The sequence below is a fragment of the Magnetococcales bacterium genome (assembly GCA_015231925.1).
Classification (GTDB): Bacteria; Pseudomonadota; Magnetococcia; order Magnetococcales; family JADGAQ01; genus JADGAQ01.
Genome location: JADGAQ010000086.1, coordinates 1 through 17,490 on the forward strand (window position 1 = coordinate 1; position 17,490 = coordinate 17,490).

General features: G+C 61.3%; 15 protein-coding genes. 3 read left to right on the forward strand and 12 right to left on the reverse strand.

Features of this window, described 5'->3' with window-relative positions:
• Positions 1 to 307: 307 nt before the first annotated feature.
• Both HQL56_10780 and HQL56_10785 read left to right on the forward strand, forming a co-directional pair.
• Entirely contained in the window at positions 308 to 664 is a 357-nt protein-coding gene (locus HQL56_10780) for a DUF1640 domain-containing protein (protein ID MBF0310000.1), read from the forward strand.
• Between the two features lie 328 nt (positions 665 to 992).
• Complete coding sequence (locus tag HQL56_10785; protein MBF0310001.1) at positions 993 to 2,756, forward strand: tetratricopeptide repeat protein; 1,764 nt, start codon at positions 993 to 995, stop codon at positions 2,754 to 2,756.
• A gap of 58 nt (positions 2,757 to 2,814) precedes the next feature.
• Here HQL56_10785 and lpxK read toward each other — a convergent pair whose 3' ends face one another.
• From lpxK to rfbB, 3 genes are read right to left on the reverse strand one after another with little or no spacing between them, the layout of a single operon-like run.
• A complete protein-coding gene (gene lpxK / locus HQL56_10790) occupies positions 2,815 to 3,915 on the reverse strand; it encodes a tetraacyldisaccharide 4'-kinase (GenBank protein ID MBF0310002.1) in 1,101 nt (366 codons plus the stop codon).
• Positions 3,912 to 5,207 (reverse strand): 3-deoxy-D-manno-octulosonic acid transferase, encoded by a 1,296-nt coding sequence (locus tag HQL56_10795; protein ID MBF0310003.1) that lies wholly within the window; start codon positions 5,205 to 5,207, stop codon positions 3,912 to 3,914. Before HQL56_10795 ends, lpxK begins: the two co-directional genes overlap by 4 nt.
• A gap of 3 nt (positions 5,208 to 5,210) precedes the next feature.
• On the reverse strand, positions 5,211 to 6,230 hold the full coding sequence (gene rfbB / locus HQL56_10800) for a dTDP-glucose 4,6-dehydratase (GenBank protein ID MBF0310004.1): 1,020 nt from the start codon (positions 6,228 to 6,230) through the stop codon (positions 5,211 to 5,213).
• Positions 6,231 to 6,351: 121 nt separating this feature from the next.
• Here rfbB and HQL56_10805 point away from each other — a divergent pair, with 121 nt between their 5' ends.
• On the forward strand, positions 6,352 to 7,797 hold the full coding sequence (locus tag HQL56_10805; protein ID MBF0310005.1) for a metallophosphoesterase: 1,446 nt from the start codon (positions 6,352 to 6,354) through the stop codon (positions 7,795 to 7,797).
• A gap of 147 nt (positions 7,798 to 7,944) precedes the next feature.
• Here HQL56_10805 and HQL56_10810 read toward each other — a convergent pair whose 3' ends face one another.
• The 9 genes from HQL56_10810 to lepA all read right to left on the reverse strand — a co-directional run bounded on the left by HQL56_10810 (position 7,945) and on the right by lepA (position 17,312).
• Positions 7,945 to 9,486, reverse strand: coding sequence for a methyltransferase domain-containing protein (locus tag HQL56_10810; GenBank protein ID MBF0310006.1), 1,542 nt, complete (start codon positions 9,484 to 9,486; stop codon positions 7,945 to 7,947).
• Positions 9,487 to 9,895: 409 nt separating this feature from the next.
• Positions 9,896 to 11,284, reverse strand: coding sequence for an HlyC/CorC family transporter (locus HQL56_10815; protein MBF0310007.1), 1,389 nt, complete (start codon positions 11,282 to 11,284; stop codon positions 9,896 to 9,898).
• 375 nt (positions 11,285 to 11,659) lie between these two features.
• Positions 11,660 to 11,833 (reverse strand): Trm112 family protein, encoded by a 174-nt coding sequence (locus HQL56_10820; GenBank protein MBF0310008.1) that lies wholly within the window; start codon positions 11,831 to 11,833, stop codon positions 11,660 to 11,662.
• Positions 11,833 to 12,651, reverse strand: a complete 819-nt coding sequence (gene recO, locus HQL56_10825) for a DNA repair protein RecO (protein MBF0310009.1) — start codon at positions 12,649 to 12,651, stop codon at positions 11,833 to 11,835. The genes HQL56_10820 and recO overlap by 1 nt, the downstream gene beginning before the upstream one ends.
• Positions 12,644 to 13,558, reverse strand: coding sequence for a GTPase Era (gene era, locus HQL56_10830; protein ID MBF0310010.1), 915 nt, complete (start codon positions 13,556 to 13,558; stop codon positions 12,644 to 12,646). Before era ends, recO begins: the two co-directional genes overlap by 8 nt.
• A complete protein-coding gene (rnc, locus tag HQL56_10835) occupies positions 13,555 to 14,283 on the reverse strand; it encodes a ribonuclease III (GenBank protein MBF0310011.1) in 729 nt (242 codons plus the stop codon). The genes era and rnc overlap by 4 nt, the downstream gene beginning before the upstream one ends.
• Positions 14,283 to 14,645: a hypothetical protein gene (locus HQL56_10840; protein MBF0310012.1), complete on the reverse strand. Its 363-nt coding sequence runs from the start codon at positions 14,643 to 14,645 to the stop codon at positions 14,283 to 14,285. The genes rnc and HQL56_10840 overlap by 1 nt, the downstream gene beginning before the upstream one ends.
• Positions 14,633 to 15,415 (reverse strand): signal peptidase I, encoded by a 783-nt coding sequence (lepB, locus tag HQL56_10845; GenBank protein ID MBF0310013.1) that lies wholly within the window; start codon positions 15,413 to 15,415, stop codon positions 14,633 to 14,635. The genes HQL56_10840 and lepB overlap by 13 nt, the downstream gene beginning before the upstream one ends.
• 100 nt (positions 15,416 to 15,515) lie before the next feature.
• Positions 15,516 to 17,312, reverse strand: a complete 1,797-nt coding sequence (gene lepA, locus HQL56_10850) for an elongation factor 4 (protein MBF0310014.1) — start codon at positions 17,310 to 17,312, stop codon at positions 15,516 to 15,518.
• Positions 17,313 to 17,490 lie beyond the last annotated feature (178 nt).

Consider the following 17,490-nt stretch of genomic DNA (forward strand, 5'->3'; position numbering starts at 1 on the left):
TGACTCTTAATCAGCGGGTCGTAGGTTCGATCCCTGCACGGCCTACCAAGAATATCAAGGGGTTGGACTCACAAGGTCCAACCCCTTTTTGGTTCGTGTAGACGCAGTGTAGACACTTGGAAAAAATTTGCCGGTTTTTGTAGACAATCGGCCCCGACATGACACCCCGCCAAGGAGTGCTTCCCTCGCCCCAATCCGCCAGGGGGGGAACCGTCTCCATCGGGTGGTGATTCCCCCGGTCCGATTCGAATTCAAGTGGAAATCTCCGGGTGTCCTGGGATATCCTGGGAGGCAGGAGGAAGTGAACATGACCGTTGTAGTCCCATTTGATACCCTGGCCTTCGTGAAGGAACTGGAAACAGCGGGGGTGCCCCCCGGCCAGGCGGAAGCCCAGGCCAAGGCCCTTTCCGGAGTTCTTCAGAAGGTGGAAGAATCCCGCCTTCAGGAACTGGCTACAAAGCGAGATATCGAAATTGCCAAGGTGGAAACCATCAAGTGGACAGCGGGCATGTTCGCCGCCCAGACTGCATTGATCATTGGTGCCATGTTCGCCATGTTGAAGATGAACCAGCCACCACCCCAGCCGGTTGCCTATCATTCCACCCCCGCCCAGGAAATGCGCCTGCCGTCTCCGGTCCAACCGGCACCCGTTCTGCCCAAGTAGCCTTGCCCATTACCCAGCCCGATGCCCCGGCATGATGCCCGCCAGGGGGTGATTCCCTTGCCCCAATCCGCCAGGGGGGATCCGAACCGATCTATTGAATGTCGGCGAGGAAATAGCTATCTTTTCACCTATGGCATACCACCTTCCCGTTGCAATCAAATTGTCAGCAAATCAGATCATTATACAACAGGTTACGTGGTGTACCCACCTCCTAATCCGTCGCTCCGTGAATAAGACCGGCTCAAAGGAGCCCCGCCTGACCAAGCGGAGGATATCTTATTCAGACTGGACCAAGCGGTCGATGTCACCCTGTCATACGTGATATCCCATGGTAACGAACCCGCTCCTTCTGGCTGAACAGGCCTTCGCGAGTTATGCCCTCGGCGACCTGCCCCAGGCACTGGAGTACGCCAGGCAGGCGCTGATCCAGGGCATACGCGATGTCGCCCTGCTGAATCTGGCGGGGGCGTGTCACTTTCAAGCCGGTCAAGTGGCCGAAGCGGAGTTCTTCTGGAGGCAGGCACTGCGCTTCAAACCCGATTACGCCGAGGCTGCCAACAATCTCGCCATCCTTCTGAAGGGGCAAAAACGCTACGATGAAGCCTTCCAGGCCTACCGGCAGGCTCTGGTGGCCGATGGGGCCAATGCCCACTCCTGGTTCAACCTGGGCAATCTGATGCGGGAGAGCGGGCGGCTTGCCGAAGCCGAAGCCGCCTACCGGCAAGCCTTGACCCTGCAACCCGGCTCTCCGGATTTTCTCCTCAACCTGGGCATCCTGCTGCAAAGCGCCAATCGTTCCGGGGAAGCCGAGGCCTCCTTTCGGCAGGTGTTGGAACACTCTCCCGATCACATCGAGGCCCGGCTTCATCTCGGGCTTCTGTTGCAGCAGGCCAGGCGGTTTCCGGAGGCCGAAGCCCTGTATCGGCAGGCACTGGCGCTGCAGGGGGACAACGCCGCCATTCATACCCATCTGGGCAACCTGCTGAGTGCGGTGAAACGCTATGCAGAGGCTGAAGCCGCTCTTCGGCAGGCATTGCTCTGTTCGGGAAATCCGGTGGTTTCGCTTTGCGACCTGGGCAATTTCCTGCGCAAGGCCCAACGTTTCGATGAGGCCGAAGCCTGTTTCAGCCAAGCCTTGAGCCTCGACCCCGACCACCCGGAAAGCCTCCTGAACCTCGGGCTGCTGCGGCTGGCCGAGGGACGTTTCACCGAAGGCTGGCCCCTCTATGAAGCCCGCCGCCATCCCGATCTCCGCCACAAAACCCACATCGATTTCCAGGCCCCTTTTGCCCGATGGCAAGGGGAGTCCCTGTCGGGCAAATCGCTGTTGATGGTGCCGGAACAGGGGTTCGGAGATCAGATTCAGCTCTGCCGGTATGCGCCGCTGCTCAAACGACGCGGCGTAACGCAACTCACTCTGGCCTGTCCGGCCTGTCTGCAGCGGCTTTTCCAGTCCCTGGCCGGAACGGACCGGTTGGTGATTGACGACGGGAAGCCGTTGCCTGTCCACGACTACTGGGTATTCAGCGGGGATCTTCCCGGCTTACTGGGCTCTACCCTGGAAGCCATTCCCGCGACGCTACCCTATCTGCGGCCTCCGGGCGGTCCGTCGTTTCTCCCGGAAGGTCGGTTCCGGGTGGGCGTGGTTTGGAAGGGCAATGCGAACCATCTCAACGATGCCAGCCGTTCCCTGCCGGGGCTTTCCACTCTGACGCCTCTTTGGTCCGTAACCGGAGTGACTTTCGTCAGTCTGCAAAAAGGAGCGGGAGAGGAGGAGATTGCCGCGTTTGAGCATCCTCTTGTTGCGATGGGGGAGCGCTTGACTGATTTTGCCGATACGGCGGAGGTTGTGGCCCAACTGGATCTGGTAATCTCGGTGGATACGGCGGTGGTTCACCTGAGCGGAGCCTTGGGCAAACGGTGTTGGGTGATGCTGCCGGCCTGGTCGTGTGATTTCCGCTGGATGCGGGGTCGTGCCGACTCACCCTGGTATCCGGAGGTGTTGCGTTTGTTTCGGCAGAAGGAGCCGGACGATTGGGCCGGAGTGGTGGCGGAGGTGACGGCAGCGTTGCGGAAGTTGGTTGCGGGATAGTCAGACGATACAACATACGGAGGTTGGGCGATTATCCCACCGGACCCTCCTATAAACATCAGCCGACGGTGCGTCGCAAAGCGTCGATCAGGGGACGCGCTTCCGAGGTAAAAACCACATCGATGCGCAGGGCAACCACGGGGATCTCCCAGCCATCGGCAGGGAGTTTGACCAGATCCTTTTCGGTACAAACCAGATACGCGGCTCCCAGGGAGTGCGCCCGTTCCCGCAGTTGCCTCAACTCCGCATCGCCCCAGAAATGGTGATCCGCAAAAGCCTGGAATCCGGCCACGTCAAGCCCCAAAGCGGGCAGAGACTCCCGAAAGGAGGTGGGATCGGCCAGTCCGGCAAAGCCCATCACACGCCGGCCCCGCAGGGCCTCCAACGGCCAGCACGCCCCCCCTTGCAACGGCTGCCAGCCGGCGGGCCGATGCGCCGTGGCCACCACCTCGCCCGCATAGCCCAGCTGGAGCAGCTTCTCCTTCCAGGAAGTGACCTCCACCCCCTCCGCCAGACGGGTCAGACAAACCAGAGAGGCGCGTGACAAGGCCGTGGGAGGCTCCCGCAACAGGCCTGCCGGCAGAAGTCTGCCGTTGCCGAAGGGTCGGCGGCCATCCAACAAAACCACATCCAGATCACGACGCACCCGCAAATGTTGAAAAGCGTCGTCCAGAATCACCACGTCCGGAGCGAAACGCCGCCAGAGCGCCTCGATCACCGCGCGTCGCTCCGGCCCGGTGGCCACCACCACCCCCGGCAGGCGGCGCGCCAACAGCACCGCTTCATCCGCCGCCCGGGGGGGCCTCTCCAACACCTGCTCCCCATCGGCAACCAGAGTCACCGCCTCCCGACTGGTCTGTCCGTACCCCCGACTGACCACCGCCACCCGGTAACCCACCTCCTGAAGATGGCTGGCCATCCACAGGGTCAGCGGCGTTTTGCCGGTGCCCCCCGTGGTCAGATTGCCCACGGAAACCACCGGACACGGGGCCTGCCAGGCGGATAACAAACCGCGCCGGTAAGCTTCGGCCCGCAGCCGCATGGTGCCGCCGTAGGGTGCGGCAAGACCACGCAGCATCTGCCAAAGCCACCCTGCCGGACCCCGAGGCCACTCCCGGCTGCCGTCCAGCCGGGGCAGGATCGTCTCTCGCAGGCTCATGGTCGCTCCAGACTCCGACGCAGGCAATCCAGGGTACGCTGCAAAGCCCCCTGATTGGCTTCCACCACCCGTCGCGCCGCCGCGCCGTCCCGTTGTCTGCGGGGTTCGTCCGCCAGCAACTCCCGACTCATGCGCCACAACGCCTCCTCGTCCGCCACCCGGAAGCCGCCCTCTCCGCGCAGCAGGGCTTCCACCACTTCGCGGAAGTTACCGGTGTGAGGGCCGAACAGCGGCGCAATGGACCAGGCCGCCGGCTCCAACATGTTCTGCCCCCCCTTGTTCACCAGACTGCCACCCACGAAAACGCCGTCGGCCCAACTGTAAAGCCGGGTCAGCCAACCCACCTGATCCACCAGCAACACCGGACCCTCCCAGCCTCCCGTCGCCATGGACAGGCGCTGCACCCCCTCCACACCGAGGGCCGAGAACAGCGCCTCCACCTCTCCCACCCGTTCCGGATGACGCGGAGCCAGGATCAGACGCAACGCGGGCCACTCCCGTCGCAGACGCAGGTAAACCCGCGCCACCGACGCCTCCTCGCCGGGATGGGTGCTGGCCGCCATCCAGATCAACCCTGGCGGGCGCGGCCCCAGGCGCTCCGTCAAACCGGCCATCTCCGCCGCGTCGGGTCGTTTCATGGCCTGATCGTATTTGATATTGCCCGTCACGGTGATGCGGTCCGGCTCCACCCCCAGGGAGAGCAGCCCTTCCCGGTCCCGATCCGTTTGCACCGCAAAACGGGTGACGGCGGACAACACCGCCTTCATGAAACCGCGAACCCGCCGATAGCCCCGCGTGGAACGCTCCGACAGCCGTCCGTTGACCACCATCAGGGGAATGCCCCGCTGCTTCAAAGCGTGGTAGAGGCCCGGCCAGAACTCCGTCTCCATCACCACCACCAGTCGGGGATGCAGCCGGTCCACCACCCGTCCCACCACCCAGAAGAGGTCCAGCGGCAAAAAAAAGGCCGCATCGACCCCGGTGATCTTCTCTCGCACAATGCGTTGTCCCGTCGGTGTCACCGTGGTCATCAGCAGACAGGCCTCGGGATAAGCCTGCCGCAGGCCTTCCACCAGGGCGCGCGCCGCCATGGCCTCCCCCACGGAGACTGCATGCACCCAGATGACCTCCCGATTTCGCGCCGCCTGCCACACCGCTTCCGGCAGCCAACCGAAGCGCATGCCCCAGGTGCCGGCATAGCGACCGGAGGCCACGTAGCGGCTCAACCACCACGGCAATCCGAGCAACAGCAGCAGATGCAGAAGAAGCTGATAGAGGGCGTGGCGGACCATGGTTCAATCCGAAACGGGCAAAGCGTCCGCCCATTTGGCCATATACCAGCGAATGGTGGCCCGCAGCGCCTCGTCGAAGCTCTCCCGAGGCCGCCAGCCCAACTCGGCGCGCAGGCGGGAGGAGTTGACGGCGTACCGCCAGTCATGGCCGGGACGGTCGGTGACGAAGGTGATCAACCGCCGATGCGGGGCCCCCTCGGGATGTTCCTCGTCCAGCAGCAGGCCGATGCGTTCCACCAGATCGAGGTTGGCCCATTCGTTGTCGGCTCCGATGTTGTAGACCCGGCCCGGCTGGCCCCGATGCATCACCTGATCGAGGGCACGGCAGTGGTCCAGAACGTAGAGCCAGTCCCGCACGTTGCGCCCGTTGCCGTAAACCGGAATGGGCTTGCCCGCCAGACCGTGGCGCAACACCGTGGGAATCAGCTTCTCCGCATGCTGCCGGGGTCCGAAATTATTGGAGCAGTTGGTCGTCACCACCGGCAGGCCGAAGGTGTGAAAGTAGCTGCGCACGAAATGGTCCGAAGAGGCCTTGGAGGCCGAATAGGGCGAGTTGGGCCGGTAGGGCGACTCTTCGGTGAAGGCGGGATCGTCGTTGCCCAACGAACCGTAAACCTCGTCCGTGGAGACGTGGCAGAAACGCACCCCCTCCCGCCAGCCGGTCGCGGTGCGCCAATGGCGGCGGGCCGCTTCCAGCAGATTCCAGGTTCCCACCACGTTGGTGCGCACGAAGGCCTCCGGATCGGTGATCGAACGGTCCACATGGCTTTCCGCCGCGAAGTGGACCACCGTGTCGAAACCCTCTGCGGCAAAGAGCGCCTCCACCCCCACCCGATCGGCCACATCCCCCAGAACCAGCCGGTATCGTCCACTCTCCTCCAAACCCTTGAGATTCTCCAGAGAAGCGGCATAGGTCAACCGATCCAGATTGACCACCGAGACCTCGGGATATTCCCCCAATAAATAGTGGATAAAATTACTGCCGATAAAACCGGCGCCGCCGGTAACCAAGACGTTGCTCACGACTTTCCTCCCTTATGCCCCCCATCCGGACCTTGCCTTTGACCCCTCTCCGCCAATCCTGTAAGCTGCCCTGAAATATGCGGAAGCGCAACATCCGGCAACTCCGGAAGGAACGGGTCAGGTGATTCCCCCCCCCCCATCCCGACGCACCAAAAGGTGGCTGGTCCAGCTGAAGCGCCTGTGGAACCCGGAGCGCAAGCCTCCGCTTTTCAATCCCGCCAAAGAGTCCCAACTGCATGATCAGGGACTGCGCCTGCTGAACAAACATCTCCCGGTGGAAATCGCCCTGGGTCAGCCCCCCAAGGCGCTGCACATCCTGCAGGAGCGGCGCCTCTGTACCAACGTTCCCACCGGAACCCTGTTGATCGTCGACCCCCTGGACCATTACACCCAAATGGGGGGACAGCTCAAAGTCGCCCCCGGCGAATCGGTCCATCTGGGACGTTTCAGCGCCCTTCAGCAGGAGATCTTCTCCTATTCGGAGAATGTGGCCAATCAGCATCTGGTTCTGACCAACAACCGCAACCACATTCTGATTCAGGATCTCACCAACACCGGCACCACGGTGGCCGCACTCGACGAAGCCACCACGGTAGAGTACCTTCGCCGGCGCGAATTGGCCAATCTACTTGAGGTCCGCCGGATCTTCGGCGGCCCGTTGGGGATTCTACCCCCTCGGGAGGCCTTCGACACCCTGGAAAAGGCCGTTCACCTGCTGGAGCAGGAGGCTTACCGCCCCCCCAACAGCGCCAGTCAGCCGGGAGGGCTGCTGCTGCTGCCTGACCATCTCACTCCCGTTCTGGTGGGGGATCTGCATGCCCAGCTCGACAACCTCCTGAAGGTTCTCAGTCAGGGCACCCTGTTGCGGGATCTGAAGAACAATACCGCCGCACTGGTCATTCTGGGCGACGCCATCCATTTCGAAAGCGAAATGCGTTTGTCGGAGATGGGGCCGTCGCTGCTGATGACCGATCTGATCGCCCGACTCAAGATCCAGTTTCCCCGCAATGTCTTTTATTTACGCGGCAACCACGACTCCTTCTCCCCGGAACTGCACAAGGGTGGCATGCCCCAGGGTTTTCTCTGGGAGCGGCATGTGGTGGCGGAGCGGGGGCAGGCTTATCGCGATCTGCTGGAACGATTTTATCAGAAGCTTCCTTACGTCATTCAGTCACGATATTTTATCGCCAGTCACGCCGCCCCACCCCTCTCCCGCACCCCTTTCGAAGAGATCGTGGATATCGTCAACCATCCGACGCTGATGCATGAGTTGACATGGGGTCGGGTCATCCGGCCAAACAATCCGGTGGGTTATACAAAAAATGAAGTAAAAAGTTTTCGCAAAGAGATGTGCATCAGTCAGGAGCTGCCCTTTTTTGTCTCCCATTTTCCCCTCAGCGAGGACAAAACCTACTGGCAGGATATCATGGGGATCAAGAACCACCATATAGTCTTCAGCGGCAAGACCCACTCCTGCGCCATCGTCACCTTGACGGGCGGCAAAATGCGACCGTGTATCCTGGCCACGGAACCGCTGCTGGATTTCCTCAACGCTCTACCGGGGTAGTTCCACTTTCTTTTCAAGATGTTATCTTTTTGTATCAAAAAAAGAAAATGTTCTGTCCTTTGACTTTGTCTGTTTCCGTTGACAGGAAAGTCAAAAGACAGAACATTTTCTTTTTTGGATACTCAAAAGATAACATATTAATAGTATTTATTCCCGAATCAACCCGTGGCGCAACAGCACATTCAGCCCAATCCGCAGCTTTTCCCCCACCGCCTTCATCAACCGCGCCTCCGGCCAGGAGCCCGCTCGCCCGTCCAGTCGCGAAACATCCTCCCTCACCCAGGCCACCATGTCGGAAAGCAGCGACTCCCGCGAACGACTGCCATCAAGCAGCGGCAACAGCGCCCTCTGGAACGCATCCAACGGCAGATCCTGATGACGCGGCGTCGCCACATGCGTCACCCCCTGGCGCAGCCTGGACAAAACCAACGCCGAAGCCTGCAGCGGCTTTTCGGGCACAACCACCTCCCGTAAAGTCACCCCCACCCCTCCCCGCAACACCAGCGCCGCCAACTCCCCGAAAAAGTGGGCCTCCATCCGCAGGACATCCCCACCCGAAAGCGTCCCCAAGCGCCGGAAAGCCTCCTCCCGCAAGGCGTGAAAACCCAACCCGTCCGGGAAAACCTCCGCCAGCTTCACCAAGGCCGCCCGCACCGATGGTTGCACCACCCCGATGCGCTCCCCTCCGGGCCGCTGAAACGCCTGCTCCCGACCCCGCAGCAAATCAACCGGCGCTACCGGCTCCAACCGGGCGAAAAAGCTCAGCTCCTCCAAACGCTCCAGCATCGGCTCATCTCGCCGCGCCTCATCCGCCCGACACAGCAACGTCTGCCGAAAACTGCGCAAGGTGAGAAAATCCTCCCGCTGCCCTCGCGCCACCCTATCGCCGATCTCGTCGAGCCAGGCCATCTCCCGTGCATCGGGGACGGAAACACCAAAATCGCCGTCGCACATATAGGCCAATCCCGCACTCCGGGCCTGACCGACGAAGGTTTCGAACAGCAAGGGCTCGTTGAACGCTTCCAGGTATTCGTGAAAGAGATAACAGTCCGGTCGCCCCAGCAGCCCTTCCGCTTCCTGACGCATCAGTCGCGCCACCGGGCCGACGGAGTTGCCGAGCTGCGCCGCCAGTTGCGACAAGGCCTTGCGGGCCACTTGCACACGCCGCTTCGGATCGGCGATATCGGCGCACTCCACCCGCAGATAGTCCCGCAACACTCCCTTGAAGCGCCAACCCGGCAAGGTGTTGTAGCTGATGGAGACCACGCCCCCCGGTTTCAGGCAACGGGCGCAAAGCCGCAAAATCGCCTGGCGAACCGGCTCCGGCACCCAGGAGTAGAGGCCGTGGGCCACGATGTAGTCGAAGGAGCCCGCATCCCCGGCGATATCGGTCAGATCGGCGCAACGCAGCTCGCAATTTTCCAACCCCGCCGCTTGAATCCACGCCCTGCCCTCGGCAATCTGCACGGACGAAAGGTCGATGCCCACAAAGCGGCTGCCCGGAAGATGAAAAGCCATGGCAATGAGATTGGCCCCGTTGCCGCAGCCCAGCTCCAGAACGGAGGCCTGATGCGGTGAGGCGGTGGACACACCGTGGAGACGACCCATGACCGCCAGATGGTCCGGGTGGGTTTCGGCGACCGCGAAGCTGTCGTAGGGAATGGCGTCGTAACTCTCTGCCGTTGACATCACCAGACTCCTCACCAATCCCACCAGGAATATACTTATAATCTATTGATTTCCAAAATTTAATCATTTAAAAAGAAAAAGGGAAATGGTATCTGTTCAGACATACGGGGGTTCGGGGGGGATTATCCCCCCCGACGGGTCCAGGGCAGCGCCCTGGGACTTTTCCTTTGCCGTTGACACGATCATGCCGCTCTGGGCAGGGGTCTGAATAGTTACGGGAAATGTTCTATTGTTTTTGACTTTGTTTGTTATATATTTAGAAAGAAAAAGTCAAAAGATAGAATATTTTCTTTTTTGGTACTTAAAATATAACATATTGAAAGTCAAAAGATTTCAAACAGGTCCGAACTCAAAACGAAAATCGGGGGAAAGGAACCTCCTTTCCCCCGATTGATCAACCTGCTACGGCTCAGTGACCGCCGTGAGAATCCGCTGCTCCAGATCCATTTTCCGACTCTTTGCCCTTCTTGTGGGTGAAGCGGATCTTGGTGATGCGATGATGTTCCATCTCCATCACCTCCAGTCGCCCACCCGACACCTCCACCGCGTCGCCCGTATTGGGAATGCGACCCAGGTGCTTGTAAACCAGACCGGCCAGGGTGATGTAATCCCCGTCCTGCGGGAAGGGACAGTTGACGATGGTCTCCAGATCGGTCACTCGCATGGAGGCATCGATGACGAACTGGTCGGTATCGGTCTTCTTGATGCGGCGGTGCTGAGGGGTGAATTCGTCGGCGTATTCACCCACGATCTCTTCCAGAATGTCTTCCAGGGTGATGATGCCCTCGGTACCGCCGTACTCGTCCACCACCACGGCCATCTGCTGGCGTGAGACCTTGAAATCGGTCAAAAGGGAGATCAACGACTTGGAGTTGGGCACAATGTAGGGCGGGTGCATGAACTCGCTGACGGGACGGCTGGCCTCTTCGGCGGGGTCGGAAGATTCCGCCAGTTGGGTCAACAACTCCTTCATGGCCACCACACCCACGATCTTGTCCAGGTTCTCCTCGAAAACCGGAAAACGGGCGTGGGGTTCGTTCTTGAAGATGCTGAGGGCATCCCGCAACGTGGCCAGGTGGGGCAGCGCCAGAATGTCGGTTCTCGGCACCATGGCCTCGCGCACGGTATGCTCTTCCAGATCGATCACTCCGGTGATCATCTTGGCTTCGCTGGCGTGCAGAACCCCCGCGCCCTCGCTGGCGGAGATGATGGTGCGGATCTCCTCTTCCGTCATGGAGAAGTGTTCCCCGTGCTGACCGATCAGCTCTTTCTGACCCCAGGTCCACAGCAGGAAATTGGAAGCGTGGTTCATGGCCCAGATGACCGGTTTGTAGACCAGATACTGGGCGTTGACCGACCAGGAGACCGCCATGGCCAGGGTTTCCGCCTTGTGGAATGCCAGAATCTTGGGGGCCAGTTCACCCCCCACCACGTGCAGGAAGGAGATGATGGCAAAGGCAATAAGGTAAGCGACAGTGTGCGCCACGGAGGCCGAACCCCCGAAAAAGGAAAAGAGCGCCGTGATGCCGGGCCCCATAACCTCAACCAGGGTGTCCATGCCGATAGCGCCAAGAGCCAGGGAGACCAGGGTGATACCGATCTGGGTCACCGAATAGAAGCGCTCCGGCTCCATGTGCAGCTCTTGCACCCGCATGGCCGCCTTGTTGCCCAGATCCGCAAGCTGCTTGATCTTGCTGCGCCGGGCTCCCGTGATGGCCACTTCCGCGCCCACGAAGTAGGCGTTCCCCATGATGAGAACCAAAATCAACAACAACTTCAGCCATAAAACGGTTTCCATCGTTTCCTTCCTCCACCTGCATCGCCGGCTGTGGACCGGGACAGGTTTGGTAATGGGATCCTGAACGGCTCTGGTCAGACCCGTTCAAGTCATCCCGCGACGGCAGCAATCAGGTCAAACCTGATCCCTCGCGGACAAAAAACGGCATGCCTCCAGGGGAGACATGCCGTGCCAGTTTCAGACGCAATGCGGACAAGTGAAAAGCACCCTCCGGAAAAGGTGAATTCAAATTAACATTTTCGATCAAACGACGATTCGCCACGCCAGTCAAGGATAAAGTCGCAACATCGGTTCCGATATTCGGGCGTTCGGGAGGGGAAGTATCACGACCGTAGCCACCGTATGCCCGGGAAAAGCCTCCCTCACCCACGCCGTTTACTTCGACTCCTCCAGATGACGCGCTTCGTCCGTCAACATCACCGGAATGCCGTCCCGAACGGGGAAGGCCAGAGCGTCGTTATGGCAGACCAGCTCCTCTTCCGGCTTGCGAAAATCCAGAGGCCCCTTGCACACCGGACATACCAACAGGGACAGCAACTCTTTGTCGATCATCGCACCCTCTCTTCATGCCAAACCCGGTTTGCCGACAATCCGTCCGGCCCTCGCCGCGACATCACCGACGGTGGCGGGATACCCATAACCTGACGAAATTCACGGTCCCACCGCAAGGTGTGTTCTCCGTGGAAGGCCAGATAAGCCGTTCCCAACCGGTAGAACAGCTCCTTTTCCTCACCGCTCAACCCGGAGGAAACCCCGGCGGACGGCAAGTGTCGCATGGTCCGCAACAGCCTCTCCCCCACCGCGACAGCCCGGTTTTCGGGCCGGGCGGCGCAGGCGCGGCAGTAGGCCTTGCCTCGATGCAGGGAAAAATGCTGCAAATCCTCCTCGCCCCCACAGTCGTGGCAGAGGTGCAACGCCCAACCGAATCCCAGCAATCGCGCCAACCGCCCCCAGGCCAGACCCAGAACCCAGAGCGGCTCCTCCCCCCGGTCGAGATGGTCGAGCCCCTCTTCGAGCCAGAGAAACAACCCTTCCTGCTCCCCGCCCGGCAGGGCGTGGCGATAACCCGCTTCGCACAGCAGCATGGCCGCGAGATGACCTCCGGGCCGGAACGCCGTCACGAACGACCGCGACCGCACCACTTCCACCTCCCGCAAGGTGGCCAAGGCCAGGGCATCCCGCCGCTGATAGCCGAAGGAGAGGGTGTGCAGCCCCGCCAGAGCGGCCCGCCCGCCGCGCCCGCCACGCCGCACCCCGCGCGCCAAACAGTTCAGACGTCCCGAATGGCTACCCAGAAAGGTGATCAGCAGCGAGGTCTCCCCGTGGGGAATGCGCCTCAGCACCACCCCCCGGTCCGACTCAACCATCCACGGCGCTCCCGTCGGGATAACCCAGACTGCGCAACCGGGCCGGATCGTCCTGCCAGCCCTTGGCCTCCCGCACCCACAGCCGCAAATGAAGGCGATGTTTCAAAAGCCGCTCCAGCTCCCGGCGCGCCGACTCCCCCACTTCCCGCAACATGGCGCCATCCTTGCCGATGACCATGCCCTTCTGGGACTCCCGCTCCACCAGGATGTTGACATGGTAGTGCCAAAGCCCCTTCTTGCGCTGGGCCTGTTCGACCTCCACCGCCAGCCCGAAGGGAACCTCCTGCTGCAGGTGGAGGAATAGCTTCTCCCGCACCAGCTCCGCCACCAGAAAATGGTCCGGCTGGTCCGTGACCATCTCCGGCGGAAAATAGGGCGGCCCTTCCGGCAGGCGGCGTTCGATCTCCTGCAGCAGCCGATCCAGGTTTTCGCCGTTCTGGGCCGACAGGGGAATCACCTCGTCCCAGGAGTGGTTCGATTCGGCGATATGGGCCAGCAACGGCAGCAACGAGGGACGGGCCACCCGATCGACCTTGTTGAGGATCAGAAAACGGGCCGCCTCCCCCAGGGGCAGTTGCGCCAGCAGGGACTCATCCTCCGGCTGCCAGCCTTCCGGGACATCCACCACGTAGCAGACCACCTCCACGTCGCGGCAGGCGTCCCGCGCAGTGCGCACCATGCCCTCCCGCAACAGGGAGCGTTTCGGCTCGTGCAACCCCGGCGTATCCACGAAGACCATCTGACAGGAGGGGCGATGGCAGACCCCCATGATGCGCGTGCGCGTGGTCTGCGGCTTGGGGGTGACAATGGCCACCTTGCGAGCCAGAATGCGGTTGAGAAGTGTGGACTTGCCCTTGTTGGGACGTCCCACGATGGCGATGAAGCCGGAACGGAATGGTTCCATCAAGAATCCTTGTCTGTCAGGGCCTGATCCAACGCCGCGAGCATCTCCCGGGCGGACTCCTGCTCGGCGGCGCGTTTGGAACGCCCCTTGCCGTGTTTCGGGGCCTCACCCTCGACCCGACACTCCACCAGGAACTCCCGTGAATGGGGATCTCCCGCCGTGGAAACCACCTGGTAGACCGGCAAGGGTTTGCCGGCGCCCTGCAGCCTCTCCTGAAGATTGGACTTGAAATCCTTGGGCAGAACCGTCCCCTCCAGATTGTCGATGGCCCAGCCGAGAATGCGATGCACCACCCCTTCCGCCTCCCGCAGTCCGCCGTCCAGATAGACCGCGCCCAGCAGGGCTTCCACCCCGTTGGCCAGCAGAGAGGACTTCTCCCGCCCTCCGCTCCGGACCTCACCCTGCCCCATGCGCAGAATGGCCCCCAAACCCAGCTCCTGACCGCATTGGCTCAGGATCCGCGTATTCACCAGATCGGCCCGACGCGCCGAAAGCTCGCCCTCCCGCGCCTGGGGAAAGTGAAAAAACAGCACCCGCGAAATCAGCAACTCCAGAACCGCATCCCCCAGAAATTCCAGCCGTTCGTTGTAGAGACCTTTTTCGCCCGGATGCGAGCGATGGGTCAAGGCCTCCTCCAGCAACATCGGCTGGATAAAGGAGTAGCCCAACGCCTCCCGACTCCAGATGGCGACGCTTTCCCGCCACTCTTCATGTTCTTCTTCAAGCATCAGGATTCTGTCCGAAAGGTCAGATGAAAGGTTTTCCATCGTTCGAAGTAGGTGATCGGGTAGTCGACGACAACCTGGAACCCCTTCCCCGGAGAACGGGGCACAACCTGGATGGCGCCTTCCAACGGCACCAGATTGAAGCGGACGCACTCGATGTGAATCGCCTCCCGCACCTCCGCAACGGAGGAGGTGGCGAAGTCCTTCACCATGCGTTTGGCCAGATCCCGCAACAGGTTGTATTCATACAGCGTCGGCACCACCAGCCCGACACTCAGACCGCCGAGGCAAACCCCGGTGATCACCAGCAGAGTACGCCACTGTCTTTCGGAGGTATTGCCCGGCGGGGGTCTCATTCCAGCCATTGCCCGATTCGACGCCAGCGCAGGCGATTCATCCAATCCTCCTGACTGTCCCAGGAGAGGAACAACATCACCGCTTTGCCCACCAGGCGATGTTCAGGGACAAAGCCCCAGTAGCGACTGTCGTTGGAGTTGTCGCGATTGTCCCCCATGACGAAGTAGTTGCCCGGCGGCACATGCTCCTCGTGTCGCTGACTGCTGAAGGAGAGGGGTTGCACCAGGATAGCGTGGCTTTTGTCGCCCGTCTTCTCCCGCAGCAGCCGGGCCCCGATCTCCATGCCCCGCTCGTTGCGGTACTGGTAGAGACCCTGATCCTGGTACTGCGCCAACTCGCCGTTCACATAGAGCCGGTTGTTCTCGTAAACCAGATGATCCCCCGGCAGACCGACCACCCGCTTGATATAGTCCTTGCCGGGATCGCGGGGATATTCGAAGACCACGATATCCCCCCGCTTCGGCCCCTCGCTCATGAAGGCCCGGTAGCGGGTGAAGGGCACCCGGTGGCCATAGGCCAGTTTGTTCACGAAGAGGTAGTCGCCCACCAGCAGCGTGGGAATCATGGAGCCGGACGGGATCTTGAAGGGTTCGATGACCAGCGCGCGAATGGCCAGTGCCAAGCCGACGGCCACCACGATGGCCTCGTAATAGTCCAGCAGAAAGCCGCGTTGCCGGAAGAAGGACTCCCCTCCCCACAACAACACCAGCCCGATGCAGAAGAGGACCAGGCCCGCCGTCGGGCCCCAGACCCAGGTCTCCTGATCCGCAACGGCCATCTCGCCCGGAATCTGGTAGCTGCCGTACATGAACAGGCCCACGAACAGAAACAGCAGGCCGTGACGAATATGCCGTTTTCCCAACAGGACGATCATGGGCTCAATCCGTCTTCAAAACCGCGAGGAAGGCCTCCTGGGGAATTTCCACGCGCCCGATCTGCTTCATGCGTTTCTTACCCTCCTTTTGCCGTTCCAGAAGCTTGCGCTTGCGGGTGATGTCGCCGCCGTAGCATTTGGCGGTCACGTTTTTGCGCAGGGCCGCTACCGTCTCCCTGGCGATGATCTTGGCTCCGATGGCCGCTTGAATGGCCACCTCGAACATCTGGCGATGCACGATCTCCCTCAGGCGTTTGGCCAGATCCCTCCCCCTCGCGGCGCTCTTTTCCCGAGGCACGATGCAGGACAGGGCATCCACCGGTTCCCCGTTGATCAGGATATCGAGCTTGACCAGATCCGCAGGACGGTACTCCAGAAACTCGTAGTCCAGGGAGGCGTAGCCCCGGGAGAGGGACTTCAGACGATCGAAGAAGTCGAGAACCACTTCGTTCAGGGGCAGTTCGTACTGCACCTGAGTGCGATTGCCCGAGAGATACTCCACCTTGCGCTGCACCCCGCGCCGTTCGGCGCAGAGCTGCATGACCGCCCCGAGGTACTCGCCCGGCACGAAGATCGAGGTCAGCAGGATCGGCTCCTCGATGCGAATCTGCCGGTTCATGGGGGGCAGATCGGAGGGGTTGTGGATCTCCAGCACCTCCCCGTCGGTCAGAATCACCTGATAGACCACCGTGGGGGCCGTGGTGACCAGATCGAGGTTGAACTCCCGGTCCAGCCGCTCCTGCACGATCTCCATGTGCAGAAGCCCCAGAAAGCCGCAGCGAAAGCCGAAACCCAGGGCCGGCGAGGTTTCCACCTCCCAGGTGAAGGCGGAGTCGTTGAGGGAGAGCTTCTGCAGGGCGTCCTTGAGGTTTTCGTAGTCGCCGGAGTTGACGGGATAGAGTCCGGCGAAGACCATGGGCTTGATCTCCTTGAAGCCGGGAAACCGCTCCGCCGTGGGATTGATGGCCGAGGTGACCGTATCGCCCACCTTGGCGTCCACCACCTCCTTGATGCCCGACATGAGGCAACCCACCTCACCCGGTCCCAACTGGCGACAGTCGGTCAGTTTGGGGGTCAGCACCGCCAGGCGGTCCACCTGAAAATCGCGTTGCAGGCTCATCAGGCGGATCTTCTGCCCGGTCTCCATCACCCCTTCGAAGACCCGCACCAGGGAGACCACACCCAGATAGTTGTCGTACCAGGAGTCGACCACCAGGGCTTTCAGGGAGGCGTTGCGATCCCCCTTCGGCGGCGGAATGCGCTGCACGATGGCTTCCAGCACATCGGGCACCCCCAGGCCGGTCTTGGCGGAGACCAGGATGGCCTGTTTGGCGTCGATGCCGATGACCTCTTCAATCTGCTGGATGACCCGCTCCGTATCGGCGGCGGGCAGATCGATCTTGTTGAGGACGGGAATGATCTCCAGATCGTGTTCGATGGCCAGATAGACGTTGGCCAGGGTCTGGGCCTCCACCCCCTGCACCGCGTCCACCACCAGCAGCACGCCCTCGCAGGCCGCCAGCGAGCGGGAGACCTCGTAGGAGAAGTCCACGTGTCCCGGCGTATCGATCAGATTCAGGATGTAGGTATGCCCATCCTTGGCCAGGTAGCGCAGGCGCACCGCCTGGGCCTTGATGGTGATGCCCCGTTCCCGTTCCAGCTCCATGCTGTCCAGGACCTGTTCGGTCATCTCCCGGGCGGAGAGGGCTCCCGTCAATTCGATCAATCGGTCGGCCAGCGTGCTTTTGCCGTGATCGATGTGGGCTATGATGGAAAAATTGCGAATGCGATCCAGTGACATGGAGACGGGTCCTGCCTTCAATCCGCTACGGGAATGCGGCAGCAAGTGGGAGGGGTGGCAGCCATCCCGCCTCCCGCATCATGAAATCCGCCCCAACCGGCGGCGGATCGGGGTTACTTATAATCCCCCGGTCCGTTTTTGCCAGTTCTACCGTTGCCAGAACCGCCGTTCGGTGCAG